This is a genomic window from Spirillospora sp. NPDC047279 (genome assembly GCF_040643285.1).
GTDB lineage: Bacteria > Actinomycetota > Actinomycetes > Streptosporangiales > Streptosporangiaceae > Spirillospora.
Window position 1 is genome coordinate 1,208 of sequence record NZ_JBEYUA010000046.1, and the last position, 1,321, is coordinate 2,528.

Sequence of the window (1,321 nt, forward strand, 5' to 3'; positions counted from 1 at the left end):
TTCGGGGGTCGAAGCTGAGAATCTAAGCGCCGGTAAACGGCGGTGGTAACTATAACCATCCTAAGGTAGCGAAATTCCTTGTCGGGTAAGTTCCGACCTGCACGAATGGCGTAACGACTTCCCCGCTGTCTCAACCACAGGCCCGGCGAAATTGCAGTACGAGTAAAGATGCTCGTTTCGCGCAGCAGGACGGAAAGACCCCGGGACCTTCACTATAGCTTGGCATTGGCGTTTGGAGCGTCTTGTGTAGGATAGGTGGGAGACTGTGAAGCCGGCACGCCAGTGTCGGTGGAGTCATTGGTGAAATACCACTCTGGTCGTTTTGAGCGTCTAACCCGCACCCATGAATCTGGGTGGGGGACAGTGCCTGGTGGGTAGTTTAACTGGGGCGGTTGCCTCCCAAAGAGTAACGGAGGCGCCCAAAGGTTCCCTCAGCCTGGTTGGCAATCAGGTGGCGAGTGCAAGGGCACAAGGGAGCTTGACTGTGAGACAGACATGTCGAGCAGGTGCGAAAGCAGGGCCTAGTGATCCGGCACCGACGTGTGGAAGTGGTGTCGCTCAACGGCTAAAAGGTACCCCGGGGATAACAGGCTGATCTTCCCCAAGAGTCCATATCGACGGGATGGTTTGGCACCTCGATGTCGGCTCGTCGCATCCTGGGGCTGGAGTAGGTCCCAAGGGTTGGGCTGTTCGCCCATTAAAGCGGCACGCGAGCTGGGTTTAGAACGTCGCGAGACAGTTCGGTCCCTATCCGCTGCGCGCGTAGGAGAATTGAGAGGATCTGTCCCTAGTACGAGAGGACCGGGACGGACGAACCTCTGGTGTGCCAGTTGTCCCGCCAGGGGCACGGCTGGTTGGCTACGTTCGGTAGGGATAACCGCTGAAAGCATCTAAGCGGGAAGCCTGCCTCGAGATGAGTTCTCCCAACCCTTTGAGGTTGTAAGGCCCCCAGCTAGACCACTGGGTTGATAGGCCAGAGATGGAAGCGCGGTAACGTGTGGAGTCGACTGGTACTAATAGGCCGAGTGGCTTGAACACACACAACGTTCAAACCAATCGCAGCATGTGTTCTGCTGAGTGTTCGCGTCCCTGTGTGGTTCCCAGAAAACAAATCTTCGGGAACCGCAGTATAAGAGAATACCGAGCCATGCGTCTCGGACGAGAGTTTGCCAAGACCCTGTTCAGGGTTTTGTGCGCTGGTCGTTCGGTGGTTTTGGCGAAGGGGAAACACCCGGTCCCATCCCGAACCCGGAAGTTAAGCCCTTCAGCGCCGATGGTACTGCACGGGAGACTGTGTGGGAGAGTAGGACACCGCCGGACA

General features: G+C 57.2%; 2 rRNA genes (1 of these 2 only partly in view). Both read left to right on the forward strand.

Features of this window, described 5'->3' with window-relative positions:
- A 23S ribosomal RNA gene (locus tag ABZ810_RS47580) occupies positions 1 to 1,038 on the forward strand (its annotated part extends 1,207 nt beyond the left edge of the window); the annotation flags it as partial.
- 165 nt (positions 1,039 to 1,203) lie between these two features.
- Positions 1,204 to 1,320 (forward strand): 5S ribosomal RNA (gene rrf, locus ABZ810_RS47585).
- Position 1,321 lies beyond the last annotated feature (1 nt).